The sequence below is a fragment of the Sporobacter termitidis DSM 10068 genome (genome assembly GCF_900130065.1).
Taxonomy (GTDB): domain Bacteria; phylum Bacillota; class Clostridia; order Oscillospirales; family Oscillospiraceae; genus Sporobacter; species Sporobacter termitidis.
Window position 1 is genome coordinate 111424 of record NZ_FQXV01000011.1, and the last position, 26464, is coordinate 137887.

Annotated in this window: 24 protein-coding genes; 16 read left to right on the top strand and 8 right to left on the bottom strand. The window is 55.9% G+C overall.

Annotation, left to right across the window (positions count from 1 at the left end; translation table 11 throughout):
* Window positions 1–2 precede the first annotated feature (2 nt).
* A complete protein-coding gene (locus BUB60_RS14640) occupies window positions 3–887 on the top strand; it encodes an RluA family pseudouridine synthase (protein WP_242941217.1) in 885 nt (294 codons plus the stop codon).
* A gap of 57 nt (window positions 888–944) precedes the next feature.
* On the opposite strand, the gene BUB60_RS14645 is transcribed toward BUB60_RS14640, so the two are convergent.
* Together BUB60_RS14645 and BUB60_RS14650 are read right to left on the bottom strand one after the other, a co-directional pair.
* A complete protein-coding gene (locus tag BUB60_RS14645; RefSeq protein ID WP_073080530.1) occupies window positions 945–2606 on the bottom strand; it encodes a putative bifunctional diguanylate cyclase/phosphodiesterase in 1662 nt (553 codons plus the stop codon).
* A gap of 204 nt (window positions 2607–2810) precedes the next feature.
* Window positions 2811–3497, bottom strand: coding sequence for a SanA/YdcF family protein (locus BUB60_RS14650; RefSeq protein WP_073080532.1), 687 nt, complete (start codon window positions 3495–3497; stop codon window positions 2811–2813).
* A 615-nt stretch (window positions 3498–4112) separates the two neighbouring features.
* On the opposite strand from BUB60_RS14650, the gene BUB60_RS14655 reads away from it, so the two are divergent.
* Window positions 4113–5537, top strand: coding sequence for an MATE family efflux transporter (locus BUB60_RS14655; RefSeq protein WP_073080535.1), 1425 nt, complete (start codon window positions 4113–4115; stop codon window positions 5535–5537).
* A 217-nt stretch (window positions 5538–5754) separates the two neighbouring features.
* On the opposite strand, the gene BUB60_RS14660 is transcribed toward BUB60_RS14655, so the two are convergent.
* The 3 genes from BUB60_RS14660 to BUB60_RS14670 all read right to left on the bottom strand — a co-directional run bounded on the left by BUB60_RS14660 (window position 5755) and on the right by BUB60_RS14670 (window position 9194).
* Window positions 5755–6198 carry a DUF2628 domain-containing protein gene (locus BUB60_RS14660; RefSeq protein ID WP_084726518.1) on the bottom strand — a complete coding sequence of 148 codons (444 nt, stop codon included), beginning with the start codon at window positions 6196–6198 and terminating at the stop codon, window positions 5755–5757.
* A 126-nt stretch (window positions 6199–6324) separates the two neighbouring features.
* A complete protein-coding gene (locus BUB60_RS14665; protein ID WP_073080551.1) occupies window positions 6325–6822 on the bottom strand; it encodes a hypothetical protein in 498 nt (165 codons plus the stop codon).
* 407 nt (window positions 6823–7229) lie between these two features.
* Window positions 7230–9194 carry an SPFH domain-containing protein gene (locus BUB60_RS14670; RefSeq protein WP_073080554.1) on the bottom strand — a complete coding sequence of 655 codons (1965 nt, stop codon included), beginning with the start codon at window positions 9192–9194 and terminating at the stop codon, window positions 7230–7232.
* A gap of 684 nt (window positions 9195–9878) precedes the next feature.
* On the opposite strand from BUB60_RS14670, the gene rplM reads away from it, so the two are divergent.
* The 6 genes from rplM to BUB60_RS14700 all read left to right on the top strand — a co-directional run bounded on the left by rplM (window position 9879) and on the right by BUB60_RS14700 (window position 13555).
* Entirely contained in the window at window positions 9879–10310 is a 432-nt protein-coding gene (gene rplM, locus BUB60_RS14675) for a 50S ribosomal protein L13 (RefSeq protein ID WP_073080556.1), read from the top strand.
* Window positions 10311–10326: 16 nt separating this feature from the next.
* On the top strand, window positions 10327–10731 hold the full coding sequence (gene rpsI / locus BUB60_RS14680) for a 30S ribosomal protein S9 (protein ID WP_073080558.1): 405 nt from the start codon (window positions 10327–10329) through the stop codon (window positions 10729–10731).
* Between the two features lie 166 nt (window positions 10732–10897).
* Window positions 10898–11374 (top strand): RNA polymerase sigma factor, encoded by a 477-nt coding sequence (locus BUB60_RS14685; protein WP_073080561.1) that lies wholly within the window; start codon window positions 10898–10900, stop codon window positions 11372–11374.
* A complete protein-coding gene (locus BUB60_RS14690; RefSeq protein WP_073080562.1) occupies window positions 11371–12057 on the top strand; it encodes a zf-HC2 domain-containing protein in 687 nt (228 codons plus the stop codon). The genes BUB60_RS14685 and BUB60_RS14690 overlap by 4 nt, the downstream gene beginning before the upstream one ends.
* Before the next feature lie 172 nt (window positions 12058–12229).
* On the top strand, window positions 12230–12979 hold the full coding sequence (locus tag BUB60_RS14695) for an alpha/beta hydrolase (RefSeq protein WP_073080565.1): 750 nt from the start codon (window positions 12230–12232) through the stop codon (window positions 12977–12979).
* Window positions 12980–13078: 99 nt separating this feature from the next.
* Complete coding sequence (locus BUB60_RS14700; protein WP_073080567.1) at window positions 13079–13555, top strand: hypothetical protein; 477 nt, start codon at window positions 13079–13081, stop codon at window positions 13553–13555.
* Window positions 13556–13620: 65 nt separating this feature from the next.
* Here the strand turns inward: BUB60_RS14700 and BUB60_RS14705 are convergent, their stop codons facing one another.
* Window positions 13621–14784 (bottom strand): C40 family peptidase, encoded by a 1164-nt coding sequence (locus tag BUB60_RS14705; protein WP_207650775.1) that lies wholly within the window; start codon window positions 14782–14784, stop codon window positions 13621–13623.
* 356 nt (window positions 14785–15140) lie between these two features.
* Between BUB60_RS14705 and BUB60_RS14710 the strand changes: the two genes are divergently transcribed.
* The 4 genes from BUB60_RS14710 to BUB60_RS14725 all read left to right on the top strand — a co-directional run bounded on the left by BUB60_RS14710 (window position 15141) and on the right by BUB60_RS14725 (window position 21190).
* Entirely contained in the window at window positions 15141–15557 is a 417-nt protein-coding gene (locus BUB60_RS14710; RefSeq protein ID WP_073080572.1) for a pyridoxamine 5'-phosphate oxidase family protein, read from the top strand.
* A gap of 223 nt (window positions 15558–15780) precedes the next feature.
* Window positions 15781–16467 carry a (2Fe-2S)-binding protein gene (locus BUB60_RS14715; protein WP_143162372.1) on the top strand — a complete coding sequence of 229 codons (687 nt, stop codon included), beginning with the start codon at window positions 15781–15783 and terminating at the stop codon, window positions 16465–16467.
* A 4-nt stretch (window positions 16468–16471) separates the two neighbouring features.
* On the top strand, window positions 16472–18847 hold the full coding sequence (locus BUB60_RS14720; RefSeq protein WP_073080574.1) for a xanthine dehydrogenase family protein molybdopterin-binding subunit: 2376 nt from the start codon (window positions 16472–16474) through the stop codon (window positions 18845–18847).
* Between the two features lie 12 nt (window positions 18848–18859).
* Complete coding sequence (locus BUB60_RS14725) at window positions 18860–21190, top strand: FAD binding domain-containing protein (protein WP_073080576.1); 2331 nt, start codon at window positions 18860–18862, stop codon at window positions 21188–21190.
* Between the two features lie 294 nt (window positions 21191–21484).
* Here BUB60_RS14725 and BUB60_RS14730 read toward each other — a convergent pair whose 3' ends face one another.
* A complete protein-coding gene (locus BUB60_RS14730) occupies window positions 21485–22141 on the bottom strand; it encodes a class I SAM-dependent methyltransferase (protein WP_073080578.1) in 657 nt (218 codons plus the stop codon).
* A gap of 108 nt (window positions 22142–22249) precedes the next feature.
* Window positions 22250–23212, bottom strand: coding sequence for a cupin domain-containing protein (locus BUB60_RS14735; RefSeq protein ID WP_073080581.1), 963 nt, complete (start codon window positions 23210–23212; stop codon window positions 22250–22252).
* A gap of 186 nt (window positions 23213–23398) precedes the next feature.
* On the opposite strand from BUB60_RS14735, the gene BUB60_RS14740 reads away from it, so the two are divergent.
* From BUB60_RS14740 to BUB60_RS14755, 4 genes are all read left to right on the top strand, one after another.
* Complete coding sequence (locus BUB60_RS14740; protein ID WP_073080583.1) at window positions 23399–24121, top strand: glycoside hydrolase family 25 protein; 723 nt, start codon at window positions 23399–23401, stop codon at window positions 24119–24121.
* 37 nt (window positions 24122–24158) lie between these two features.
* Window positions 24159–24674 (top strand): PaaI family thioesterase, encoded by a 516-nt coding sequence (locus BUB60_RS14745; protein WP_073080585.1) that lies wholly within the window; start codon window positions 24159–24161, stop codon window positions 24672–24674.
* Window positions 24675–24702: 28 nt separating this feature from the next.
* Window positions 24703–25191: a DUF6790 family protein gene (locus BUB60_RS14750; protein ID WP_073080588.1), complete on the top strand. Its 489-nt coding sequence runs from the start codon at window positions 24703–24705 to the stop codon at window positions 25189–25191.
* Window positions 25192–25306: 115 nt separating this feature from the next.
* A complete protein-coding gene (locus tag BUB60_RS14755; RefSeq protein WP_073080591.1) occupies window positions 25307–26452 on the top strand; it encodes a GGDEF domain-containing protein in 1146 nt (381 codons plus the stop codon).
* The last annotated feature ends 12 nt before the right edge of the window (window positions 26453–26464 follow it).

Here is a 26464-nt window from a genome sequence, read left to right on the forward strand (position 1 = left end):
TTTTGAAGCCACCGAAAAACTGCCCGCAGGAGTACACCGTCGATAAGCCGGCGGGACTTCTGGAGTTCCTGCTGAGGACGATGACCGGCATGTCCAGAAACAGCGTAAAATCGCTTTTGACCCGGGGCGCCGTGTCTGTCGGCGGCAAGACGGCAACAAAGCACGATACCCCGCTGCTGCCGGGCGTGACGGTGTCTGTGGCGCCGCCGGACGATCCTCGGCATATCGATATCGCCAAGCATCTGCGGATCATCTACGAGGACGAGGAGCTGATCGCCATCGACAAGCCGGCGGGCCTGCTGGCGATTGCCACGGACCGGGAGAAGACGGAGACGGCCTACCATCTCCTCACCGAGCATGTCCGGCGGGAGAACAATAAAAGCCGCCTCTTCGTGGTCCACCGTCTGGACAAGGACACCTCGGGCGTCATGATCGCGGCAAAAAACGAGCGCATAAAGCTGGCGCTGCAAGACCAGTGGAACACGCTGGTACAGACGCGGGGCTACACCGCCGTGTCGGAAGGCGTCTTCCGGGAGAAAAGCGGCACCGTGACGTCCTGGCTGAAGGAGACGAAAACACACTTTGTCTACTCCGGCAGCCGGCCCGGCGACGGACGGGAGGCCGTGACGAGCTATGAGGTCATCCGGGAATCAGCGGCGTACTCCCTGCTCGGGATCACGCTGGGGACCGGTCGCAAAAATCAGATCAGGGTCCATATGAGCGACCTTGGGCATCCCGTGGCCGGCGACAAAAAGTACGGCGCCCGGACGGACCCGCTGGGGCGGCTGTGCCTGCACGCCGGCCTTTTGGAGATACGGCACCCCTTCTCCGAAAGGCTCCTGGTCTTCCAAAGCGACACGCCAAAAGACTTTTTGGCGCTGTTTTAAATTTTGCATGATAAAAAAGCAGCCTCCATCCGATGTTGATGGAGGCTGCTTTTCTGTTCAGCAAAGCGTTGTCGTCCTGGTAAGCGGGTCGTATTGCGCCGCGCCGGGCGGACACCGGCCGGCTGTCCGCAGCGCTTTTTGCGCCGCGGCTTCCAGGTCCCTTTCAATGAAGTTCCGGGCAAAGTCCTCGGCCCGGACAGGCTTGCCCAGCAGAAAGCCCTGTACCTGCCGGCAGCCGAGCTTGTTGAGTATTCGGAGCTGCTCGTGGGATTCCACGCCCTCGGCGATCGTTGTTTTCCCCACGGCTTCGGCCAGCCTGATAATGGCCCTGACGACCTCGACGCCGCTGCCGCCCGGCAGGAGCAGATTGTCGACGAGGGATTTGTCGATCTTGATCCTGTCGAAGCGGTATTTGTTCAGGTAGCCCAGGGACGAGTACCCCGAGCCGAAATCGTCGATCGACACGGAGATATTGAGCTCCTCCAGCAGATCGAAAATCGGCTTGACCTTTGAATTTTCCTCGATCATCAGATTTTCGGTGATCTCGGCGTCGATCCAGGCCGTGTTGACGCGGCTGTCGGTGATGAGCGTTTTCAGCGTCATGAAAAAGTCGTCCTCCGAAAGCTGGCGGGGCGAGATGTTGACGCCCATTTTCAGCTGTGTACCATACGTTTTGTTCCACAAAACGATCTGCTCGACAGCCTGCACGAGCACCCATTTGCCGATTCTGCTGATAAAGTCGATCTCCTCGGCCACCGGCACGAAAACGCTCGGCGGGATATACCCGTGCTCCGCGCTTTTCCAGCGCAGGAGCGCCTCGGCGCCGATCAGCCTTTCTCCCGGCAGCTCGAACTGCGGCTGGAAGACCAGCTCAAAGTCCTTGGAAAAGTCAGCTTTGCGCAGGAGCGCCTCGATCTCGTTTTTCCGCGTGATGTTCTCTTTGTAAAGCGGGCTGTAAAACACGTATTTATTGAAGCCCTCCGTCTTTGCCTTGTACATGGAAATATCGGAATTTTTCAGCAGCGTCACGCCGTCTCCGGCGTCGTCCGGGCAGACGGCGACACCGACGCTGATGGTGACGTACAGGACCTGATCTCCCACAAAAATCGGCGCCGAGCAGATGTCGATGAGCTCCCTGCAGCAGGCGTCCAGCTCCTCGCGGCTCATACGGCCGCGGCGCATGACGGCAAATTCGTCGCCGCCGAGGCGCGCGAGCACCGCGCCGTGCGTGTTCCACGCCATGAGCCTGTCCGCGATCGCGGCGATCGCCTTGTCGCCCACGTCGTGGCCGTAGCTGACGTTGATGGTTTTGAACCTGTCCACGTCAAACTGGAGGACGGCGAGCTTGTCGCCGGCCTCCAGCGACCGCGCCGCCTCCTCGATGCAGCGGAAAAAATAGTTCCTGTTATAGAGCCTTGTGACCGCGTCCCTGTCCGCCAACGCCGACATTGCTTCCAGCTGCTCCGCCAGCCTTTTCTCCAGTTCCTCGTTGATATCGTATTGCTCTTGGCAGAGCGCCTGGTTTTCCCTGGCGATTCTAACATATTTTGCGCTTTTGACGTCGGCGGCGAGAAGGCACGCGCCGGCGGCGGCCGCGCTCAGCAGCGTCACAGCGGCGCCCGGCGCTCCCCCGCGCAGTATAATCACGCAGGCGGAAAGCGCCGCCGAAGCGGCCGTCAGAAGGATGATGATCGTGAATGTGCGTTTTTTATTCTGCAAATTCTGATCCTCACTTTTCGACAAAATTCGCGCATTATTGCGTATAGCTCTTTATCGATATAAATTTCCATAATATTAGTAATTTACAAAGATTTTCTTGTACGGCGACAAAAAAACCGCCGGATGGCGGAGTGCTCCGTCACCCGGCGGCAACCGGGAATTCGTTGTTTTTCAGGGCCGTCCGATTGCGCGGGATGCGCGCGCTCAGTCGGTGATGTCGCCGTTACCGCCCACCGGAATAACGTCCCCCAGATACGTGGGCCGCGGCTTGAAAATACAGTTAAAAACATCCTTCGGGCGCGCCAGAATCTCCCGCATTTCCCGGAGAGCCTGACCGGCATACGGCCTCGGGTCGGAGGCCACGCCGTAGGCGTCGAGCCCCAGGGCGCGGGCGATATACACGGCCCGGTACAGGTGATACCGCTGCGTGACGATAACGATCTTTTTTGCCACGAAGACGTCGCGCGCGCGGTACATGCTCTCATATGTCGAAAAGCCGGCGTGGTCCTGGAATATATGGGACGACGGTACGCCGTACCGGACGGCGTAGTCCTTCATCACCTTGACCTCGTTATAGCTCACCTTGCCGTTGTCCCCACTCATGAGGAGCCTGTCGGAAACGCCCAGATGGTACAGCCGGACGCCCTCGGCAAGGCGGTCCTCCAGCATCTCGCTGGGGTATTTGTTGGCGTACACCGCGGCGCCCAGAACAAGGATGCAATCCACGCCGCCGAGCTTTGACGCCTCGTCCTCCGAGACGATCCACCGCCCGCCGGTGTCGACGACCTGTCTGTTCAGCAGGGCCAGCAGAATAGCCCCCGCCACAGCCAGCAGGACGACGGCGGAAAGGACGGTCCTTATGGTCCCGGCGTGTTTTTGACGGTTTTTCATCTCCTTAAGCCTCCGCGAAATCGGCGCCGCCGCTTTATCAAAGCCAGGCGCCTTCTCCCAGGGGCGAAAGCGCCTGTTGTTTGCCGTGTTCTTATGCTCAACTTTAACATAACCGCACCGATTATTCAAATCATTTTATTGTCAGATCCGGCCTTAACTGACAAGATTTGCCCGGAACCGGCGCGCGCATAAACCGGCCGCCGGCGCTCATACTATGAATGGACACTTCAGTATTCTCCATACGGAGGATCGGGTGTCATAAAATGAATATCATCAAGCAAGGTTTAGTCGAACACTGGGAGATGATTAAGTTGAATTACGTCGGATGGCCAATATTGATACGCGCAGTGATTGACGTACCATAGGCAAGAAGCTAAGCAGACAGACATTATTTCTCGCAAACTAAACAATGTCTTGAAAAGACGGGGATTCCTTACGGAATCCCTTGTCTTTTTCAGGCTGTCGGAATCCCTTGTGAAAGGCCGCGAACGGTCGAGTAAAATTGCCCTGTCCGTATAAAGACGATATGTTGAAATATGGAATTGCATATGTTACACTGGATGCAAAAAGTATCATGCTACATATCCGTAGCGATTTCTGAGGTGAAAGGACATAATGCTCAAAAAGTTCATAGCGCTTTTCGGTGCGCAGGACATGACTGTGGGCGGCCCCTTCATGTGCCTGCTTAAATTCTCTGTGCCTCTGCTTATCGGCAACATCGCGCAAATGCTGTATTTCACCATCGATTCCATCGTCGTCGGCAAATATATGGGCGACGCTGCCCTGGCAGCCATCGGCGTCAGCAGCCCCATACAGAATCTGTTCCTTGTTTTCTTTATGGCGATCGGCTCCGGCGTCACCGTGATGGTCGCCCAGTACTTCGGCGCGAAGGACTTCCGCAACGTCGGCGGCACGATCGGCAATTCCATCACGCTCATTATCATCATGTCCGTTTTGATCACCGCCGTCGCCACACCGCTGTCGGCAGCGATGCTCCGGGCTGTCGCCACACCGCCCGAGACCTTTGATATGGCGAAGATTTATCTCGAAATCCTGTTTATCGGTACGGCAGGAAACGGCTTTTACAACATCCTGGCCGGTATCCTGCGCGGTCTCGGGGAATCTGTTTTCCCGCTCGCTGTGCTGCTCGTTTCGGTGCTCCTGAACGCGGGGCTTGAAATCTGGTTTGTCGCCGGCCTTGGCTGGGGCATGCCCGGCGCGGCCTGGGCGACCGTCATCGCGCAGACCGTATCGGCGGCGGCGTGTCTCTTCAAGATACTCAGGATGCGCTCGATCGTTAAAATCGAGCCGGGAATGCTGAAGCTCCGGCGCGGCATCGTGCGGCACATCGTCCGGTTGGGCGTGCCGACAGGGCTGTCGATGGGGGTTATGTTTTTTGCCACCATCATCGTGCAGTCCCTCATCAACAGCATGGGCTATCTTGTCACGGCCGCGATCACGGCGATGTTCCGGCTTGACGGCTTTGCCGTGCTGCCGAGCCAGACCTTTTCCATGTCGGCTTCCACCTTTACCGGCCAGAATATCGGCGCGGGCAAAATGGACCGCGTTAAGAAGGGCACCTGGACGGTGTTTTACATGTGCCTCGTTTTCACCGTTACCATGGTCGCGTGCATGCTGATCTTCGGCCGGCATCTGCTGGGCCTGTTCACGACGACGGAATCGGTCATCGATATGGGCATGGGCTTTATTCAGGTCATGGTGGCCGGGTATATCGCCATGGTGGTCAGCAACACCTTCAGCGGCGTGATGCGCGGCGCCGGCGACAGCATGGGCCCGATGTGGATTTCCATTGCCACCAACGTCATTCTCCGCGTCCCGCTCTCCTATGGGATCGCGCATTTTACAAAAAGCGCGGCTCATCCGAACGGCGACCCGAATTCGCCCTTCATCGCCCTGAGCGCCGCCATTATCCTGGGCGCGCTGATCACCATCATCTATTACAGGAAGGGCAACTGGCGCAACAAATCCATCGTTCAGCCGCGCCAAAGCGCGCTGCCCGAGGCGGAAGCCACGGCATAAAAACTTATTGTCGGTAAAGCCCTTAGGGCTTTACCGACAAGGGGTATGCGTGCAGGACGCTCCACCGCTTACCTGCACGAAAAGAGTCCTTTCCGACGTACACGCCGCCGGAAAGGACGAATAAAACTCTATTTCCGCCGTGCGCGGCGGAAACTCTGCGAGGCGCTTTTCTTTCACGAAATTTTCCGAATAACCGAAGTGCAGTTATAGCGGCCGGTCAGGAATAGAAGAAGCGGAAGATGACGCACTCCAGGGACAGAAGGACGATAAACGACAAAACCGCCAAAACCGCCGAGGTGCCGCCGTACAGCTTTGCGTAGCGCGATCTGGCCGGTTCCCGCAGGCGCATCCCGCCGCGGGCGACGTTCTCGATGTGCTGCATGTAGAACATGTTGCCGCAAAGCGCGACAAACAGCCGGAAAAGCAGCGCCAGCACCAGCGTGACGATGCCGCCCAGAAAGCAGAGGCCGGCGGAAATCACCATGGACGCAATCCCCCATGAATATACCTTCCGGTAGAAAAACCAGCCTGTGGGGAAAAGCGCGGCCGCCCAGTTCCAGCACGCTCTGCTTTTCCGGCCTCGGAGCCTCTCAAAAACAGCCGCGTAGTACCCGACATTTGTCCGGATATACCGCTCTTCATCGGCCGACAATCGCACCACCGCCTCTCCCCTCCTCGACGCAACGCCCGGCAAGGCGAAAAATCCCTTTTTTCCCTGCTTTTTTCATTATGACAAAAACAGGCCGGCAAGTCAACACTGCCGGCCTGCTATATTTTTTTGAGTGCTTTAACTTAGAATTTCCGTGCCGGCCGCCGGGTAATCGTGCCCGCAGAGGCAGAATACGTCCCTGCAGCGGACCTTGTGGCGGCAAACCGGAAAATTATATTCAAAATTATACTTGGCGTATGTCACGGCCTGGAGAAGGGGCGCGGTATCACACAGATCGATGTCGCTGTTCGTCTCCTGGTCTCTTATGTACACCGTGTCAAATGTCGCGGCCAGCTCTTTCAGCAGCGCGATGACGCTGCCAGATATCCTCACGTCGTTCACTTTGGCAAAGCGCACCGTGAGGAGCACTCTTCCCCCCGGGGAAAACCGCAGATTAACGTGGTTTTCCTCCCGCAGTACCAGCTCGATAACACCGTAGTCATTGACCATTTCCATCGTCACCGTGCCGCCGAACCGTTCCACCGGAACGGCGCCGGCGTGGCAAAGCGCGCCCGTCATATCTTCCATCGAGAGATTTTGATATTTCGCGGTGATTTTATACGCTTCGTAACCCATAAGATGCGCTCCCTTTCATGATAATCCAATTGCCGCCCGAGATGCCCCAAAGGAAAACGCGGGTAGTTGTTCCGTGACCGCCAGCCCCTGCCGGAGTTCGTCGTCAGCTCATGTCCTTTGCTTTTTTATTTGAATTAACTGTCAATTCATCCATTAATTACAATTCATTATAAGTTTGAAATTCCAATTTGTATATATGCATTTTACAAAAATTCATAATATTTTACTATACCATTTGTCTAAACGCCATGTTTTCCTGAAGGAGCACAGGCGAACACGGTCCGCCCCTGTGGGGTGTCTCCAAAAAGGCGTAGGGGCGAATTGCGTTGGCCTGAGCTGCGCACGAAAAGAGAGGTCCGGCAAAAGCCGGACCTCTCTAATAGATATATATCTTTTAGATATATAATTTACTTGACCTCGGGCGTCTCGCCGGAGGTTTTATCGGGCAGCGTTACGCCGAGCTTGCCGAGCGTGATGAGCTTGAGGAGCGTTTCCAGCACGACGCTGCCGCTGCCGCTCTGGTCGTCTCCGCCCATGTTGACCACGGTCTTCGGCACCAGGTCGACCTGCGTGTTCTTGATGGCGTCGCTCAGCTTGTCTATGACCTCCTGGGTGACTCTGTACTCGGCCCCGCCGTATGCCTTGACCTGCGCTTCGATCGCATTGGCCTTGGCGATACCGACGGCCTTCTCCTTGGAGGCCTCCGCCTCGCCTTCCACGCGGACGCGCTCCGCGTTGGCCTTGGCCAGCGCCGTGATCTGGGTGGCCTCCTGCTCGGCCTTGCTGGCCAGCGCGGCGCCGTTGTTGCGTTCGACCTCGATCTGGATCTTGGATTCCGTCAGCTTGCTCTGCTGGACGGCGACGGCCTCGGCCTCGCGGAGCGTCTTCTCGCTCTCGGCGGCCTCCTGCTGCTTGTGGTAGGTCGTCTTCTTTTCCTCGGCGATCTGCCGGTCGCGGAGCTGCGTCAGGATGTTCTCGATCTGCTGATCGCCGATACCGGCCGATTTGGGCGTACCGATGAGCACTTCCTCCAGCTCCAGGTTATATTTGTTGAACTTCTCCTTCATCTCCGCAACGGCGCGCTCGCGGATGGCGCTGCGCTCCTGGATGAGCTCGATGAGCGTCTTCGTCTGGGCCACGTCCTTGAAGTAGGCGCCGACCAGCGGGTCCAGCGACTGGTTGACCAGCATGCTGATATCGCCGAAGCGCTGGATGACCCAGGGCGCCTGCTTGTAATCGATGTGCATGACGACGGACAGCGGAAGCGACGGTTCGAACGCGTCCTTGGTGATGATGTCGACCTCAGCCAGGTTTTCGTCGTACTTGTGGTCGCCCACCTCGCCCTTGTTCCACTTCAGGATGATATTCGTCGTGGGGACCTGGATGACCTTGCCCGCGTCGGTGTTGAACGCGTATTTGCCGGGCATGAGCGGCTTTGCGAGCACGCCCTTGCACCCCTCCTCCACCAGCTCGCCGTGCTTATAGTCGGAGCCCGTGGTGTCGACGCCCTCCTTGCCGAAGAAGGAGACGACGACGCCCACATAGCCGATGGGTACGACGGTTTTTTCCTTGAACTCCACGGTGGCGAACAGGCGGTTGATGTAATAAGTACCGTCGATCAGCACCTTGATCTGCTTGCCTTTGTATCCGCCGAGCTCCAGGAACTTCTCGGGGTCCTGGAAATTCTGGTGATCCTCGCCCACGTCGGGCGCGATGATCTCGCCCTGCGGCAGCGGGTGCCCGTCGTGGATGGTGACGATGCCCATATAATCGCTGGAGTCGCGGCCCTTGCCCATAATGACGATCGGCCGGAACGCGTCGCGCTCCACCAGCGTCTGATGCATACCGGAGATTTCCTGCATCTCCGCCTTTGTGCCGCTGAAGATCGTTTTGATCTCATTGGAGGTGATGACGATAAACTGCGCCAGGTTGATGGCGTATGTACCCTCTCTCAGGATACCGCGTTGGGGACCCTTCTGTCCCCCCTCGTTCAAAAAGCCGCGGACGTCCTGGAAATTATTCGCCTCGGGTACGACCTTGCCCAGAATCTGAGACGGCGTGAGAGGGATGCCGTCCCGCGCAAAGATGTAGGCGATCTGCCCCTGCGGGATGGTGATCAGGGGGTATTTGTGGATGCGGTACATCAGCACGGTCCTGAAATGGATGCCGCCTCGCAGAAGGTCCGGAGAATAACCCGCCTCGCCGTGCAGGGCGATGATCGCATCCTTCAGCGAGCCCCTGACGCTCCACCACTTTTCGACCACGGCCACCTCGTTCGGGTTGATGACCCGAAGGCCAAGAATCTTGGCGATGAAGAGGTACAGGACAAAAAGCCCGGCAATGACGCTGACGATGATCAACAATAAACTCATAACATAACTCACCTTTCTTTATTATTCGGCCGGCGCCGCCCTCCCGGAGCTTTGTTTACGGCGCCGCCCTATGCTCGAAGAATACCATACCGCCGCGGCGCGTTTGCTTTTCCAATTCAAACCCCTCCCCGGCTCCCCTATATGACATATATTACCGAAAAACGGCCGGGATTACAATCGCGGCGGCGCCGGCCGGGCGCGGGCACCGTAATTTTAACGAATTTTTAACCGGTTTGTTGTAGCAGCCGCGCACCGGAAACCATATAATAACGATGTCGGCAAAAACAGAAAGGAGGATTGTCATGCTCATCTCGCGGCAGGAAAACGAAGAGCTCTACTACCTTATCTTCTGCGACGAAAAGCCGGAAGACCACAGCGACAGCGAGGACCGCGGCGACAAAACCGTAAAAAAGCAATAAAAATTCCGGGGTTCTGTCCCTGGCATTTTTTTATAATATTTCAGCTCGGAGCAGCGCGCCAAAAATAAAATTGGTTTCGAGTATTCGCGAGCATTTGCGAGAAATCAGGCGCATTTCCGAGTTCGTTTGAGGATAAATTAAAAATAACGAAAACAAGTGTTGACATTGAAATGGCGTTATGTTATAAAAGTAAGGCACGACTTGCAGTATTTTCGTGCCTTACTATTTTTGTTATCACTTATTTATATCGTATGGGGGATATATTATGTCAACAACACTTGCTAAAAAGGAGACCGTTTCGCGGAAATGGTACATCCTTGACGCAGCCGGCAAGCCGATGGGCCGCACGGCGGCACAGGCTGCCGTCCTGCTCCGCGGCAAACACAAGCCGACATACACACCGAACGTCGACTGCGGCGATTTCGTCATCATCATCAACGCCGAGCAGGCCGTTCTCACCGGTAAAAAGCTCGAGCAGAAGATGTACCGCCGTCACAGCGGCTGGGTCGGCGGACTGAAGGAAGTTCAGTATAAGCGTCTCATGGCCGAGAAGCCTGAATTCGCCATGCAGCTGGCCGTAAAGGGCATGATGGCCAAAAACAACCTGGACCGTCTTGCCATGACGCGCCTGCGCATTTTCAAGGGCGCCGTCCACAAGCACGAGGCACAGAAGCCGACGGCCTGGACTCAGGAATAAGGGAGGAAAATAAACGATGTATACAAGCAAAAAGCCTTATGTCTACGGCACTGGCCGCAGAAAATCCTCCGTCGCCAGAGTCCACCTCTTCGCCGGCGGCACGGGCACCGTCACCATCAACGGGCGCGATATGGACGATTATTTCGGGCTTGAAACTCTGAAGCTCCTTGTCCGCCAGCCGTTCAATACCACCGGCACCGCCGGCAAGTTCGACATCGAAGCCAAGGTCGTCGGCGGCGGCGTCACCGGACAGGCCGGCGCCATCCGTCACGGCATCGCCCGCGCCCTCCTGCAGGTCGACGAGGCCTATCGCACCCCGCTCAAGGCGGCCGGTCTCCTTACCCGCGACCCGAGAATGAAAGAGCGTAAGAAGTACGGCCTCAAAGCCGCCCGTCGCGCACCGCAGTTCTCCAAGAGATAACAGGCAAGTATTCAACAATATCAAATCATATGAAAGAGGCCCGACGCAAACAGCGTCGGGCCTCTTTGTATCGTGGAACCATGCTTGGGAAATATGGGACTTTTTCTCGAATTCTTGTAACGAATTTAATGTTCGTCAGTCTTATGTGTGAAAGCGAGGTGAGCCAGTGACTGATTTCAATCAAATATATAACCAGTACTTTATAGACGTATATAAATATGCCTTATCGCTCAGCAGAAATGAAGCTGTTGCAGAGGAAATAACTCAGGAGACCTTTTTCAAGGCGTTAAAGAGCCTCGGCAAATTTGACGGCAAGTGCAAACTATATGTCTGGTTGTGTCAAATCGCAAAAAATACATATTATACTTTCTTTAATAAAGAAAACCGGCTAGCCACTGATGCGGAAGGTGTGGACACATTTTATGCGGACGGACTTGAGCAGGGGTTTTTAATACGTGAGTCCGCGTTCGAGGTGCATAAGGCTCTTCACAAATTAACGGAACCATATAAAGAGGTTTTCTCACTTCGTTTTTTTGGAGAACTGCCGTTTTCCCAAATTGCCGAGTTGTTTGGAAAAACCGAAAGCTGGGCAAGAGTCACATACCACCGCGCAAGATTGAAAATCAAGGAGGAATTAGCATGAAGCTGCCATGTAACGTTATTCAGGACTTACTGCCGCTGTACCATGACAAAGTATGCAGCGCGGAAAGCCGCACTTTAGTTGAAGAACATCTGGAAGAATGCAAACAGTGCCAAAATTTATTGTCGAATATGGATGAGGAACTGGAGCATCCAGCAGCGGCGCGAGAGGAAATAAAGCCCTTACAAGCTATTCAGTCCGCATGGAAAAGGAGCAAGAAAAAAGCATTCTTGAGGGGCATACTAATTGCTGTTATCATTTGCGCAGTGCTTGTTGGCGGGTACATAGGACTGACGCAGTGGAAAATCGTCCCCGTTTCGCCGGATGTTCTGGAAGTATCGGAAGTTTCACAGCTTTTGGATGGAAGAATTGTATACCACCTCAATGTAAAAGATAACAAAAATCTCCGTTTCATCAAGTTTACAACGAATGAAGACGGCTCCTACTATATGACCCCTATGCGTTCAGTCATTGAAAGCAAACGCGTATCAGACATTGGATTGTTTAATCAATACCTTATGGTGGATATCGCTGAGGATAACGCGTACCAGCAACATTATGGCGACGGAATCGTCATCACATCCTGCTATCTCGGCCCGGTAGGCAACGGTATTCTGATCTGGAAGGAAGGCATGGAGCTGCCCGCCGCAAGCGAAGCGCTGGAACAAATGCTGGCGGGCAGCTAACCGGCAATCGGCCCCAAGATGACAGGCAGGGCTATCGGGCGAGACAAAAATTTGAATAGGCACAGGAGGCTCGGCACACAAGGGTGCCGGGCCTCTTCATTATTGCTTTGATTTACTTCATTCAGCATTGATGTTATTATAATGGATACATAACGGAATGGAGACTCTTGCGATGGAAACTGCGCATTTGGAATATCACTACAGATTAAAGACATCGGACACTGTCATAGTCTTTATTCATGGTATTCAAGGAAGTCCGCTGCAATTTGATTATTTGATAAAAAAGCTTCACGGGACATATTCGATAGAAAACCTTCTTTTACCCGGACATGGTAAAACAATGAAGGCGTTTATAAAGAGCAATATCAACCAATGGCAAAATTACGTTGATGAAAGAATCAATTTGCTGGAAAAAGACTACGAAAATATTATTCTTGTTGGTCATTCGATGGGCTGCCTTCTATCTGTACAGTCGGCGCTTTCATATCCTCAAAAAATTCGCGGGTTATATTTGATTGCAATGCCACTCAATATTCACGTCACCTATGCTTATATCAAGAATAATATATTGATAGCTTTTAGCAAAGGCGAAAAAAACGACGTCATTACCGCGGCCAGAAAAGGAAACAGTACATCGGTGTCTAATCCATTTGAATATTTAACAGGTATACCGCGCTATATTGAATTATTAAGAAAATGCAAATTAACGCGAGTACTCATAAAAAGATTACAACTGCCTATTGTCATAGTTCAATCAGAAACAGATGAAATCGTTAGTAATAAGTCTTTACAGCACGTTGAAAACAGGCAGAATATCCGAGTGATTACAGCAAAAGCTTCAGGACATTACTATTACTCATACGAGGCACAGGAACAAATTTCTCAAAGCCTGGAGGATTTTATTGTAACCTCGCGGCAGTAGGTGTCCGGCGGCTTCCGATTTTCCAGGAAGTAATATACAATATTGCATTGTTGTGGTATTATTGTTCAGGTTTGATAACTTATTGAGGTGGATTGAGTTATGAAAATAGATACAACACAAAATAACTCGCTGTTGTACAGCTGCCAAAATTCATTCGAAGAGAAGAAGAGCAACGGCGCATTTAAGCTGTATATTAATGAAAGCCTGACGGCAGCGGAGCCATCGGCGCCGCCCGACACCGCGGGCGCGGGTGGGCTTGACATATCGGGCCTGATGCTGGCACTCAGTAAAAACATCACGGAAATGAAGGAAAAACTGAAAAACGGAGAACTGGAAGAGAAAATCCAAATAGGGAGTACATCCTACACAGTTAAGGATTGGGATAAGCTTTTAGAAAAATTCGACGAATCGGAAGAGGCACTCAAAAAGGCAACCGCGGAGAAAAGCCGGGAAGCCACGGAAAACAGCAAAGCGCCGGCACCAGCGGATGTCCAACCGGCACAGGCAGGCGAAGACACGGGTACTGAAATTGTGGATCGCTTATACGGTTTTTATAAGGACAAAAAACTAGGTTAAGCAAGGGATATAAAGCAGGCCCGGCGCCTTTGACGGCGCCGGGCCTGTTTAAGCTTTATTGTTAACTATGAAATGATCCGCCGTGCGCTGTAGTAGTGGTTCTTATAATAGCTCTCCGAAAGGCTCGAAATTTTGACGACGTCGCCGGTATGCGGCGCGTGGATGAACTGGCCGTTCCCTATGTAAATGCCGGTATGGCCTATGTAACCGCCGCTTTGCGCTGTGAAAAGGATGACGTCCCCTGGCTGGAGCGAAGATGACGATACCGAGGCGCCGTTAAAAGACAAGCCCGACGCCGTGCGGTTTACCGAATAACCGAAGTGCTTGTAGCAATAGTACACAAGGCCCGAACAGTCAAATCCCGAGGGAGAGGTTCCGCCGTAGACATACGGAACGCCGAGAAACTTCTTTGCGTAATTGACAATATCCTGTCCCGTGCCGGTGCCGGCCGAGTCGCCATACCATTTGTTGCCTTTGTCCGACGAAATCTTGTTTGCCGCGGCCTGCTCCGCCTGTATGCGCTGCTGCTCCGCCAGCTGCTTTTCCATGTTGCTGATCTGTCCGGTTATTGAGGACTGAAGCGTGTTTAAGGATGAAAGCTGTTTTTGGTAATCCGCCGAGTCTGACGTCAGGCTTGAAAGGACGGCTTTAACCTCGTTCTGCTGCGTGAGAAGGTCCGCCTGCTTTTCCTTGTATGATGCAAAGACCTTTTCCTGCTCCGCCATTTCGGCTTCCATATCCGCTTTGGCGTTTTGAACCTTGACCTGGGCTTCCTGGACATCCTTAATGAGGCCGTTGTCGTATTCCATGATCTCTCTGACGAAATCGATGCGGCCCAGAAGATCGGAAACGCTGGTTGCTCCGAACAGGATCCCCAAGTATGTAGAGTTGCCGTTTTCCTCCATGTTCTGAATGCGTTTTCTGTATTTCTCCAGCAGTATCTGCTGCTGCTGTTCGTTCTCATTCAGTTGATTTTCCATTTCCGCTACAGAGTTGGTATACACGGCAATCTGATCGGACAGGTTTTTGATCTCCGAGTTTGTGACGTTGAGCTGCTTGGTCAGGATGTTCAGCTTTTCCGTCTGGGAGGTCACCTTGCTGTTGAGCGCATCCGCCTGCTTTTGAACGCTCGCCTTTTGTTCGGCCAGCTGCGACTGCTGCTGCTTCAGCGCGTTTATCTGCGATTTGCTGACAGCCTCCGCAGGCGTGCCGAGCAGGGAGACGCTCATGTTAAACATCAAAACTAATGTCAACAGCCCTGCCAATATTACCTTTTTCCTTTTTGCGGAAATAGAAAACATATTACACCACCGAGTTGTTACAAGTTATTGCAAATTGTTACAAGTATTATACCTCCTCGGATATCGATATGCAATACAATATGGCAAAGTTTGTTGCTCCGCTTCGGAATTTGTAATATTATATAATTGAATTTCGATATTTAGTCGAAAGTAACAGAATATTCTATATTCGACTATTCAAAGCCGGCTTTGGGCTTTGGCGCCGCCGGACGGAGGCAAATGAACGATCTTTTATCGGGAATGTCATTCGGCGCGTAAATCTGTCAGTCAGCGGAGGATTGAATATGAATCGGGAAATCATTGTCAAGGCCGGGGAAATCGTTGAAAAGAATACGGGCAGAGGGACGTCCTGCGTCCTGGCGCTCATTGACCCGGACGGCTATCCGACGGCGTCCGCGATTACCGCGGCAAAGGCGGAGGGAATCAGCTGGGTCGCCTTCTGCACCGGGCTGAACGGCCCGAAGGCCGGCCGCATCAGAAAATGCCGCCGCGCCAGCGTCTGCTTCAGCGACGATTACAATATCACACTCGTGGGGACGATCGAGCTTGTCACCGATCCGGAGGTCAAAAAGGAGATGTGGTACGGCGGGCTCGCCAATCATTTCAGCGGGCCCGACGACCCCGATTACTGCGTTCTGCGCTTTAAAACAGAGCGTTACAGCCTGATGCTCGACGGAAAGGAAGCGCGGGGGACGCTGTAAGCGTGGCATCCTCCCCCGGTAACGCCGGGTACAGCGGCGCGGGCACATCAGGCCCCCTCCATTTACCAGGACAGGCTGCATCATCCATACATAATGTAGATACAACGATGCAAAAAAGGCACAAAGCCGCGACGTGGCTTTGTGCCCTTTTTATTGATTTATTGCCCGTAATCAGTTATGATTATGTTAAGTAAATCGCACCATCTGAGAAAGGATCAATCGAATGAAGGAAGAAAAGACACGAAACGCTTCCGGCAGCTCCCCAGGCTCCGGAGTACAGTTTACGCACGAAACCACAATGGCCCAGGCGGCCGCGGCGATCAAGTCCATACCGACGGCGCTGCAGGAATTCCGATGCCCCACCTGCGGCAGGATTTTTTTGACCCTCGCGGATTTGAAAGCCCACTGTGCCGAAGAGCACCCGGAGAGCGTCATTCCCGAAATCGTTCTGCTTCGTATCAACGGCAAGGACTGCGAGGTGCTGATCGAGCCCCATTGGACGCTGCAGCGCGCCCTCCAGTTCCGGCTCGGCCTTACCGGCGCCAAGCATATGTGCAACCGCGGCGTCTGCGGCTCGTGCACGGTGATCATGGCGGGCCGGGCTGTCCTCGCCTGCACGACGCTGGCCATCGAGTGCGAGGGGCAGCCCATCACGACCGTCGAGGGCATTGCCGCCGACCCGAAATGGAAGCCTCTGGTTGACGCTTACTGCCGGTGGGACGCCATGCAGTGCGGCTACTGCACGCCGGGCTTTCTGATCTCGGCCAAGGCGCTTTTGGACAAGAACCCGCATCCCACCGAGGACGAGTGCCGTGAGGCGCTGGCCGGCAATATCTGCATCTGCGGCACATATCCCCGCCATTCGACCGCGATCATGGAAGCGGCGCTGAAAATGGCAAAGGAGGCGTGACCGCATGGCAGACTTAGCCGGCGCCAACGGACAAAGAGAAAATTTCAGAGTCGTCGGGAAGCCCAATCTCCCCGGCGTGCTCTCTTATGCCCTCGCAACAGGCGTTGCGAGATTTGGCATTGATTATGTACTCCCGGACATGCTCCACGCGAAATTCCTGCGCAGCCCCTACGCCAACGCGAGGGTCCTCCGCGTGGACACCGCGAAAGCCAGGGCCATCCCCGGCGTCGTGGACATCCTCACCTGGGAGGACGAGGATATCAAAAAGCTTGTCAGCTACGGCGAGCACTGGGGCGCCCCGCGCCCGTGGCTGGACAACCTCGCCGACCAGGAGGGCGCGGAGGTGGCCGTCATCGTCGTGGCGGAAACCGAGGAACTCTGTGAGGAAGCGCTCCGGCAGCTGGACGTCGAATGGGAAGTGCTGCCGCACATCGTCGACATCTTAAAGGGCCGGAAAGCGGACGCCCCGGTGATCCGCCCACAGGACAGGTCGACGCCGCACTTCGGCGCGCCCGACCCGAACGCCCCGCCCAACCCGCCGAAAGAGGGCAACGTGGCTTATTCAAACGTCGTCCAGGGCGATATCGAGGAAGGCTTCAAGCAGGCCGACCACATCATGGAATACGACATGTACATGCCTGCTTTCGCGTCCCACGTGCCCAACCCGCCCGGTTCGGTGGCGTGGTGGTCCAAGGACAGCTACAGCGGCGAGGACGAAGTCCTGCACATCGAAGGCGCCGTCCGGGAACGCCTGCCCATCAGCCAGATGTACGACACGCCTCTTGACAATGTGGTTCAGGAAGGCCTGTTTATGGGCGGGCGGTACTGCGACTGGGGTCTCCGGCGGTCCCAGGAGATCACGCCGCTCCTTGCCAAAAGGACCGGCCGCCCCGTTCGCTGCGTTCTGACGCGGGAGCAGACGTTTGACTCTGTTATTATGAAGCAGCGCTATATGCACCTGAAGGTCGGCTTCACAAAGGAGGGCCTCATTACCGCCGTCGACGACTTTTCCGTCTCGGACGCGGGTACCTGGGGCAGCTCCAGCTTCGGCCACGTGGGCGATCAGAAGCAGGGGCCGTACAACACCCTGAAGTGCAAGAATATATCCCAGCGCATGGAGATCGTCGACTCGAACCGTCATATGATGTGGGTCAGCGGCCAGCACACGCCCTTTAACTGGGACATCGTGACGATTGCCCTTTATATGATCTCGGAAAAGCTGGGGATGGACCCGATCGAGGTGGCCCGCCTGAACCTCCACGGCCCGACCTCCAAGGACGACCGGGATCCCGTTCCGAGCTTTGAGGCGTGCGTGGCGGCCGGCAAAAAGATGATGGACTGGGACTGGCATCCCTCCAACGCAAAGACGCTGCCCGACGGCCGGAAGCACGGGATGAGTTTCCGCTATCAGATGTGCCCGAGGCATTCTGTCTCCGGCTACGTCTGCAGGCTGGAATTCCGGGACGGCGTGGTGCACATGCCGACACAGGGCCCGCTTTTCGGGGCTTATATGGTCGAGCCCAACGCGATGGTCGTTGCCGAGGAGCTGGGCCTCGAATATGAGGACGTCAAGGTCGATTTCAACTATCGGGCGAAGTTCTCACCCGTCGGCGGCGGCTCGGACGGCTCCACCGCGTCCTCCTGGGCCATGAAGGAATGCGCCAACATCCTGAAAAAGCAGATCCTTGAAGCCGCCGTTGAGTACGCCGAAAGCTGGCCTCTCATACTGATGGCGCCGCTCCAGGGTATGCCGCTTCCGGAGCCGGGCCCCTTCAAGGGCTGCAAGCCGGAAGACCTCGACATTATGGACGGCAAAATCTTTGTAAAAGCCGATCCCGAGAGATCTGCGCCTCTGGCGCAGGCCACGAACCGCGAGCTTGTGGCGACCTATTCCGGCCGGCCGCCCCTTTCCGCTTGGCTTGTCGGCGGCTGCGGAAATATTCTGGACACGATGAACACCGTATACTGCGAGGTGGCGGTGGATACGGAAACGGGCGAGGTGGAGATTCTCCGCTTCGGCGCGGTGGTGGACCCGGGCAAGGCCCTGCGGCCGACGTCGCTGGAAAGCCAGATCGACCAGGTCATGTTCTTCAGCCAGGGCAGCCAGCTGCTGGAGGATGTCGTGTACGACGCCAGAACCGGCGTCAAGCTCAACAGCAACATGATTGATTACAAGAAACCGACGATGATGGACGTGCCCACAGTGGAGCACGAGCTGCTGGAAACGCGCTCCGGCAACGGCGCTTACGGCGCCAACGGTATCAGCCACTCGATGGCCAACACCCATCTGGTCATCACCGCCATCCACAACGCCATCGGCGTTTGGGTGGACCCGCCGGCAACACCCGATAAAGTCCTCAAAGCGCTGGGAAAGGCATAAGGTGACACGATTATGAAACCATTCAGCCATATAAACGCCAAAACTCTGGACGAGGCCGTCTCCGCCCTTCACAGCGGAAAGTCCAGCCTCATCGCCGGCGGCACCGATCTTTTGGGCACCCTCAAGGACAACATCCTGCCGGAGTACCCCGCCACGGTGGTGAACCTCAAGTCCGTCCCCGGCCTCGATTACATCAGGGAAGAGGGCGGCACGCTGAAAATCGGCGCGCTGGCGCGCCTGGCCGACATCGCCGAAAATCCGGCCGTCACGGAAAAATACACAGCCCTGGCCCAGGCGGCCAAGGCTGTGGCCACGCCGCACCTCCGGGACATGGGCACCATCGGCGGCACCATCTCCCAGCTCCCCCGCTGCTGGTACTTCCGCAAGCCGGATAACCGCTTCCCCTGCCTGCGCAAGGGCGGGAGCGAATGCTTCGCCATTCTGGGCGACAACCGCTACCACTCCGCCTTCGGCGGGGCGAAGATCTGCGACACGCCCTGCACGAGGGAATGCCCCAACAGCACCGATATCCCGGGCTATTTTGCCAAGCTGCGCGAAGGCGATTGGGATGCGGCCGCCCAAATCTTTTTAAAGCGCCATCCCCTGCCGATGATCACCGGACGCATCTGCGCTCATCCCTGCCAGAAGGGGTGCAACCGCAACCAGACCGACAAAAGCGTCGCGACCAACTGTGTGGAACGCACGCTGGGTGATTATATCCTCGAAAACGCCGATAAATACTACGCGCCGCCGGCCGCGGAGACCGGCAAATCGGTGGCCATCGTGGGCTCCGGCCCCGCCGGCCTGTCCGCCGCCTACTTCATGCGCAAGGCGGGCAATAAGGTGACGGTCTTCGACGTCAAGCCGGAAGCCGGCGGCATGCTCATGTACGCCATCCCCGCCTACCGCCTGCCGAAAGACCTCGTCCGCCGCGTCATCGACATCTATAAGAAGATGGGCGTCGAGTTCAGGCTCGGGATAAAGGTCGGCACCGATGTGATGCCCGAAGAGCTGGAGCGCAGCTATGACAGCGTCCTGTACGCCACCGGCACCTGGAAACGTCCCGTTATGGGTCTCTCCGGCGAGGAGCTCACCGTCTTCGGCCTGGACTTCCTCGTGGAGATCAAGGAGTGGATGAACGGCAAGCTCGGGCAGGAGGTCTTCGTCATGGGCGGCGGCAACGTCGCCATGGACGTGGCCATGTCCGCCAAGCGGCTGGGGGCGAAAAAGGTCACTCTGGCCTGCCTGGAAAGCCGGGAGAAGATGCCCGCGAGCCCCGAGGAAATCGAAAGGGCGGAAGCGGAAGGCATCATCATCATGCCCGGCTGGGGCCTGTCGAAGGTCGTGGAGGAAAACGGCGTTGTCAAGGGCATGGAAATCAAGCGCTGCCTCAATACCATCGACGCCAGCGGCAACTTCAACCCCCAGTATGACGAAAACGACAAAAAGATCATCGAGGCGGAGAATATCATGCTGGCCACCGGCCAGAGGGTCGACCTGTCCTACTTCGGCGAGAAGTACGAGATTCAGCTCAACCGCCGCGGGTTCCTGGATATCGACGCGGCGACGGGCATGACCTCCCGCAAGGGCATTTTTGGTGCCGGCGACGCCGTCAGGCCGGGCCTTGCCATCGCTGCCATCGCCGCCGGGCGCAGAGCCGCCGCCGGTATGAACACCTATCTCGGCGTGCCGAATACCGCCGTGACAGCCGCTCCTGGTCCCCTCACCTTTGACGCCGAGGGCGTCACGGCCACCGAGCCGCTGGTGCTCCGCGAGCTCAGCGTTGAAAAGCGCCGCATCGATCTGGAGGATTCCACATCCGCCACAAGGGAGGAAGCCCTCGCCGAGACGCGGCGCTGCATGAACTGCGGCTGCCATGCCATCCATCCCTCCGACGTGGCCCCCGCGCTCATCGCGCTGAACGCCAGAATCGTCACCAGCCGGCGCACCGTCGACGCGGAGGACTTCTTCGCCGTGAAGGTCGCCAGCAACACGGTTTTGGACGCGGATGAGATCATCACGGAGATCCAGGTCCCCGCGCCGGCTGCGGGCAGCAAAAGCGCGTATATGAAGTTTGCTTTCCGCAAGTCCATCGACTTCCCTGTCGTAGGCTGCGCCGTCGTCACGGGCAGCAGCCCGCGCATCGCGCTGGGCGCCGTGGCCACCAGCCCCATCCGGGCGGCAAAGGCGGAAAAGCTCATCGCCGGCAAGGTAATCGACGAAACGCTGGCCGAGGCGGCCGGCGCCGCCGCCGTCGAGGACGCGAGACCCCTCCGGGCGACGAAATACAAGGTGCAGATCGCCAAGACGCTGGTCAAGCGGACGCTCCTGTCCCTAAAATAACCGCGGCAAAAAAAGTCGGCAACAGCCAAAGAGCGCCATCTTCCGATGGCGCTCTTTGCTGTCGATAAAGCCCTTCGGGCTTTATCCGACAAGGGGATTGCATGCCGCACGCTCAGCCGCGCGCTACATGAGAAGAGTCACTCCGGAGGCGCATGTCCTCCTGCGTGACAATTTTGAATTTATTTGCCGCTTCGGCGGCAAACTCTGCGAGGCCTTACCCTCTGTAAGCAGATGTTGGCACGATGAAAGAGCACCATGGGACGATGGCGCTCTTTGGCTGTCGAAAAAGACTGGTTAGAGTTTCTTTTCCGCGAGAATGACGAAATGGCTGGAGCCTCTGTCGTTGTCGTGAAATCTCTGCTCGACTGGAGGGTTTATGAGTGTATAGCCGGTAAAGTACTTGCCGATATCCTCGCCGCCGACGAAAAAGTGCGGCACATTGTGCTCCGTCGGGTTATCGCTGCGGAGCACTGTGTTGTCGTCCACATACGCCTCGGGGGCGGCGTTCAGAAACGACTGCGAATTTTTGGAGATGAGCGTGATGTAGAGCTCGCCGCCCGGCTTCAGCACCCGGGTGATTTCGCTGAGCGCGGCGACAAAGCCGGCCGTATCGGTGTGGTAGATGACGTTATAGGCCATCACGCAGTCGAAGCCGGCGTCCCCAAACGGCAGGTTCAGCATGTCGCATTGCTGAACGCCGACCGGCAGATTTTCCGCCGCCGCGCTGTCACGGACGTAATGCACGGCATACTCCGACAGGTCCACGGCGTCCGCTGAAAAGCCCCGGCGCGCGAAAAAGAGCGTGTGCCGCCCCATGCCGCAGCCCAGGTCGAGAAACGACTTGAAGCCCCGCTCTTTCCACCGCTCGCTCAGATAGTAGGCGTCCGTGGCCGGCTTGAGCCATCTGTCCTCGGTATTTTTGGACCAGTCCCACGACTTTGATTCGATCATACGTTCACCCTGCCTGTTATTTTATAGGTTATCATATTATCAGACAATTTATAATACCTGATGGAATCTCTGTTAATTTTTTGTAAAGCATCCGTCCGGACGGCACCGCTATTCCTTTATGCCGAACGATGCTATCTGGCAGTTGTACTTTGCCTTCAGCGCGGCCATCCCGTCCTTATCGCCCAGGCGCTCGGGGGCGTTTGCTTTTATTGATGTATAGTCCTCAAAGAGGTCGAGCCAGTGGGTGATACCCGCAAGGTCGAACATGACGGCCCTCCCTTGCGCGGTAAAGGCTCGCGGGGCATAGCCGGGAATCTTGACAAGACAATCGCGGGTGGCCGTGAACTCCTCGCCGGCCACGGAGAACCCGACGCTGCCCTCGACGATGTAGAAAAGGTCCGTATTGGGGTCGTCCTCATAAAACCGGGCGGTGAAGCCGTCGTCCATTTCCGCCTTCCACAGTTCCGTGAGCCCGTTGTTTTCCCAGCGGCCCGTATATTGCTTCAGTGTGATCCCCTCGAACTCAAAGACGCTCAGGGGCCTGTCAGGCGTACGCGCCTCCGGAACTTCCTCCTTGGGAACGCAGACGCTGAGGGGCGTTTCCCGGATGATATTGTCGGCCCGCATGAGGTATCGCTGGAAAGACGCCAGCCCCTCCAATTGCTTTGGGTTGACCTCGCGGATGTACGCAAGGCCCCGGAGCGTGCCGGACATGTTGAGGTCGTGGAAAATTCCCCTATAAACGGTGGGCTCGGGGAAGGACATCTGGTGCCCCATCCAGGGCTGGATGTGGATGATATCGCCGGGCACCAGCCGGCAGGTCTTGCCACGGACGGTCAGGTCGCAGCAACCCGTGGTGATGAAGAACGTCTCCCAGCCGACAGAGTGCTCATGGTAACGCGCCGTGCCGTACATGATGGTGTCGACGAAATCAAGCATCTGGTGCGGGCCTTCCGGCAGGCTGATGATGCGTTGGTCTTCCTCCAGGGCGCCTGTCTCGGGGTTAAACATCTGGCTGACGCTCAGGTAGCATTCCGGGTCGAGCAAATTGATCAGATACCGATGCTTCATGGTTTGCGCCTCCTATGTTTTTTCAGGCTTTCTTCCGAAACTGCCTGTCCTTTACATATTCAGCTTATAGCGCCGTTATGCATCCGTCAAGTATCAAATCACGCCGCGTCCCGGACATCTTTACTGGACTTTTGGGCCGCTTGGTGGTACTCTTGGGTACATGTATCCGAACGTCATGGAGAGCTTATGAAGAAAATTTTTGGTGCTGCAGTTCTTGTCATATTAAGCCTGGCCATCGCGTCGACGCTCTATCTGCGCGACCTGCGGCTGGACTATTTTTCGTATAAGGATTATCCCGTCAAAGGCGTCGACGTCTCCTCCTATCAGGGCGACATCGATTGGGGCGCCCTGGGCCGGCAGGATATCCGCTTCGCCTTTATAAAGGCGACGGAGGGCAGCGGACATACCGACCCGTATTTCAAAAAGAATTTCGAGGCGGCCATCGGCGCGGGCCTGCGCGTCGGCGCGTATCATTTTTTCAGCTATGACAGCAGCGGCAGCACGCAGGCGGACAATTTCATCGCCACCGTCCCGCGCACGGAGAATATGCTCCCCCCCGTCATCGACCTGGAGTTTTACGGCGACAAAAGCGCCAATCCGCCCGGCAAAAAGCCGACGCGGCGGGAGCTGTCTCTGCTGCTCGGCAAGCTCGAAAATTATTACGGCGTCCGGCCGATCATCTATGCCAACGAAAAATCATACCTGCTTTACATCGCCGGCGCCTTTAACGGCTACGACATCTGGATCAGAAACACCGTTATGAAGCCCTTCCTTGGCCGACACGACTGGGCCTTTTGGCAGTACACGGACAAGGCGACGCTGGAGGGATATAAGGGCGCGGAAAAGTACATCGACATGAACGTGTTTAACGGCACGGTTCAGGAGTTTGACACATATCCGGGGAACTAACCGGCCGGGCGGCAATCGTCACCGCAGGGGGAAAGCCATGAAACTGAAAATCCTCAAAAAACAGAACAACGCCAGGCGCTGCTTCGTCTGCGGCGTTGATAACAACGAGGGGCTCAAAACGGAATTCTACGAGCTGGAGGACGGAACGCTGGCGGCCACCGCCGTCGCCCACCCTTTTCACCAAAGCTATCCGGGCCGGGTGCACGGCGGCGTCAGCACGGCGCTTTTGGACGAGACGATCGGCCGGGCGATCAATATTACGGAACCGGAAACATGGGGCGTGACGGTGGAGATCACGACGCGCTTTAAAAAGCCGGTGCCGTACGACGTCCCGCTCCTCGTCATCGGAAGGATCACCGAAAACAGGAGCCGGCTCTTCTCCGGCGAAGGGCGGCTTATTCTCCCGGACGGCACCACCGCCGTCACCGCGTCGGCCAGGTATATGAAGCTGAAGCTCACGGACATCGCCGAATTTGACGGCACCGTCGACACCTGGGAGCTCTTCCCCCGGGAAGGCGACCCGGCGGCGCTTGACCTTCCCGACGAAAAGTAACGGCAGAAGTTATGCTGGTGATAAAAATATGAAAATAAAAAAGATAGGTTTATACGAAATATCCGTCGTCGTGTTTTTTCTCTTGCTTCCGGTCATCGCCGCCGCCGTTGAAATTAAAGTCTTTTTGCATACCGCCGCCCTGGCCGGCACTCTTTTAAAATGGTTCGTCTTTTCCGGTGTCGGCTTAAGGTTGTTTTCATCGGGCTTAAAGCAGGCCTTGCAGCCCGAGTTCACGGCCAAGGTGATTTTCGAGATCGATAATGAGAAATGCTACCCCGTTATCCGGGAGCTGGGCCTTGCCAATATCTGCTTCGGGGTTATCGGGATACTGTCGCTGTTTTTTCCCTCGTTCCGATTTGCCGCGGGTATGGCGGGGGGCCTGTTTTTCGCTTTGGCCGGCCTGCTGCACATATTCAGAACAAAAACCGCTGAACAAGAGTCATTCGCTATGGTGACGGATTTCTATATCGCCGCCGTCCTTTTCATTTTGCTTGTTTTGAACGCCGCGCAGCGTTAGCCGGGAGAGCGCACCGAAAAAAGTTTTTTCTGCTAATTTATCCAGCTTCTGGACTTGGGCCCCCGCGGGTGCTATAGTAGTGCCGTACATGCGTTTTGGGTGGTAGAGAAAAATCATGCCTGAGAATACGTTGATTTCCGAAATTGAGGCGGAATACCGGCGCATCGATGCCAAGTGGCTGAAGCTGCATTTCAAAACGTCCGTTGTTCTGGTGCTGACCGCTTTCTTTATGGAATGTCTGTTCGGCGTCGCTATATATAACACGGGGGACGTCCGGCTCGGCTTTCTGTTTTATGCCGCGAAATATATCCTTGCCCCGCTGTCGATCAACGCCGTTTTGATCGCTCTCGGGTGGTGGGCAACGCGTTCGCCGCGCCTGACGCACACCGCCAGAATCTATATCGTCTCCCTGTGTCCGGTAGTCCTGTGCTTTATTTTTTATTCGGTGCACAGCATATTTTATTCGCTGTATCTCGCCTTTACCCTCCCCGTCGTCCTCACCGTGGTGTACGGCAATTACCTCCTGACGGCGGTGACGGCGGTCGCATCCCTGGCGGCCAGGATCATCTCCGGGCTTTTCGTCCGGTGGGACCCCGACGTCACGCACGATTATGGGGACGTGTTTATTCTCAGCGATTTCCTCGCTTCCGTCGTCATTCTGTGCGTGTTTTTCGCCGTGTGCCTTGTCGTGATCTATTTTGAAAAGGCGAAAAACTCCGCCGGCATACAAAAGGAGATCGAGCGCCGCCAGCTGCGCCTGAAAACGCTGACCGATGAATTGACGGGCGTTGGAAACAGGACGGCCCTGCGGACGGCGTTTGAGTCCATGGAGAAGGATAAATCGGACAACCCGTATATTTTCGTCATGATCGACCTTGACAATTTCAAGCTCCTCAACGATACCTGGGGCCACGACGCCGGAGACAGGTGCCTGAGGGCGTTCGGCGCTATTTTGGCCGCAGATGTCGACGGCGCCGGGGCCTTTCGCTTTGGCGGGGACGAATTCTGCATCCTCTTTAAAAGCAAACCCCTGGACGGGGTGCTGGCGATCTGCCGCAAAATACAGGCGGACTACAGGAAGGGCACGGAGGAGCTTTCACAGAACCTGCCCCTGACAGCCAGCTTCGGCATCGCCCTCCGCGCGCCGGGGATGACGACGGCGCAGCTCCTGAAAAATACCGACACGGCGCTCTACCGGTCCAAAATAATGAAGGACATGATTTATATCTACGACGAATTGTCGGACGCCAACCTGGTGTAGTAATTAAAAGGA

What these genes read in the sequence shown, in the direction of transcription:
- BUB60_RS14650 (WP_073080532.1), bottom strand. Translation starts at nt 3,497, where the DNA reads ATGAAAAACCGTCAAAAACACGCCGGGACCATAAGGACCGTCCTTTCC.
- BUB60_RS14655 (WP_073080535.1), top strand. Translation starts at nt 4,113, where the DNA reads ATGCTCAAAAAGTTCATAGCGCTTTTCGGTGCGCAGGACATGACTGTG.
- BUB60_RS14665 (WP_073080551.1), bottom strand. Translation starts at nt 6,822, where the DNA reads ATGGGTTACGAAGCGTATAAAATCACCGCGAAATATCAAAATCTCTCG.
- BUB60_RS14670 (WP_073080554.1), bottom strand. Translation starts at nt 9,194, where the DNA reads ATGAGTTTATTGTTGATCATCGTCAGCGTCATTGCCGGGCTTTTTGTC.
- rplM (WP_073080556.1), top strand. Translation starts at nt 9,879, where the DNA reads ATGTCAACAACACTTGCTAAAAAGGAGACCGTTTCGCGGAAATGGTAC.
- rpsI (WP_073080558.1), top strand. Translation starts at nt 10,327, where the DNA reads ATGTATACAAGCAAAAAGCCTTATGTCTACGGCACTGGCCGCAGAAAA.
- BUB60_RS14690 (WP_073080562.1), top strand. Translation starts at nt 11,371, where the DNA reads ATGAAGCTGCCATGTAACGTTATTCAGGACTTACTGCCGCTGTACCAT.
- BUB60_RS14695 (WP_073080565.1), top strand. Translation starts at nt 12,230, where the DNA reads ATGGAAACTGCGCATTTGGAATATCACTACAGATTAAAGACATCGGAC.
- BUB60_RS14700 (WP_073080567.1), top strand. Translation starts at nt 13,079, where the DNA reads ATGAAAATAGATACAACACAAAATAACTCGCTGTTGTACAGCTGCCAA.
- BUB60_RS14705 (WP_207650775.1), bottom strand. Translation starts at nt 14,784, where the DNA reads ATGAGCGTCTCCCTGCTCGGCACGCCTGCGGAGGCTGTCAGCAAATCG.
- BUB60_RS14710 (WP_073080572.1), top strand. Translation starts at nt 15,141, where the DNA reads ATGAATCGGGAAATCATTGTCAAGGCCGGGGAAATCGTTGAAAAGAAT.
- BUB60_RS14715 (WP_143162372.1), top strand. Translation starts at nt 15,781, where the DNA reads ATGAAGGAAGAAAAGACACGAAACGCTTCCGGCAGCTCCCCAGGCTCC.
- BUB60_RS14720 (WP_073080574.1), top strand. Translation starts at nt 16,472, where the DNA reads ATGGCAGACTTAGCCGGCGCCAACGGACAAAGAGAAAATTTCAGAGTC.
- BUB60_RS14725 (WP_073080576.1), top strand. Translation starts at nt 18,860, where the DNA reads ATGAAACCATTCAGCCATATAAACGCCAAAACTCTGGACGAGGCCGTC.
- BUB60_RS14730 (WP_073080578.1), bottom strand. Translation starts at nt 22,141, where the DNA reads ATGATCGAATCAAAGTCGTGGGACTGGTCCAAAAATACCGAGGACAGA.
- BUB60_RS14735 (WP_073080581.1), bottom strand. Translation starts at nt 23,212, where the DNA reads ATGAAGCATCGGTATCTGATCAATTTGCTCGACCCGGAATGCTACCTG.
- BUB60_RS14740 (WP_073080583.1), top strand. Translation starts at nt 23,399, where the DNA reads ATGAAGAAAATTTTTGGTGCTGCAGTTCTTGTCATATTAAGCCTGGCC.
- BUB60_RS14745 (WP_073080585.1), top strand. Translation starts at nt 24,159, where the DNA reads ATGAAACTGAAAATCCTCAAAAAACAGAACAACGCCAGGCGCTGCTTC.
- BUB60_RS14750 (WP_073080588.1), top strand. Translation starts at nt 24,703, where the DNA reads ATGAAAATAAAAAAGATAGGTTTATACGAAATATCCGTCGTCGTGTTT.
- BUB60_RS14755 (WP_073080591.1), top strand. Translation starts at nt 25,307, where the DNA reads ATGCCTGAGAATACGTTGATTTCCGAAATTGAGGCGGAATACCGGCGC.